The organism is Streptomyces sp. DH12, assembly GCF_020873895.1.
Lineage (GTDB): Bacteria > Actinomycetota > Actinomycetes > Streptomycetales > Streptomycetaceae > Streptomyces.
On record NZ_JAHWGT010001489.1, the window covers coordinates 1 to 406 of the forward strand.

Consider the following 406-nt stretch of genomic DNA (forward strand, 5'->3'; position numbering starts at 1 on the left):
GAGTGCCCCCGGGTCGTCCGGGGGCAGGGTGACGACCAGCGGGCGGCCGAGCAGCCGGGCCTCGCGCACCAGGGCGGCCGGCGGCTGCTGGCCGTGCGGGCCGCGGGGCGTGTAGTGCAGGGCGCCGCCCGGCAGTGCCCGGGCCGCGTGCGCCAGACCCTCGCCCTCGCGGTGCTCGCGCAGATAGACGGTGAGCGGCTCCTCCTTCAGCCGGGCGGCGAGCCGTCCGGTGAAGCCGTCCTCCTCGGGAAGCTCGGACGGCACGGTGAGCGGGCGGACCCGTCCGGCCAGCGACTGGTCGGGGGTGTCGTCGCCGAGGAGATTGGCGACGACCCGGTCCGGCAACCGCAACGAGCGGCGGAGGAACGGCCGTTCCGGCTCCTCGACGTCCATCAGGGCGAAGGCC

General features: G+C 76.8%; 1 pseudogene. It reads right to left on the reverse strand.

Annotated features, from left to right (window positions below):
* Nucleotides 1-393 (reverse strand): annotated as a pseudogene (locus LPA54_RS40715) (ATP-binding protein); the annotation flags it as partial.
* Nucleotides 394-406: the final 13 nt, after the last annotated feature.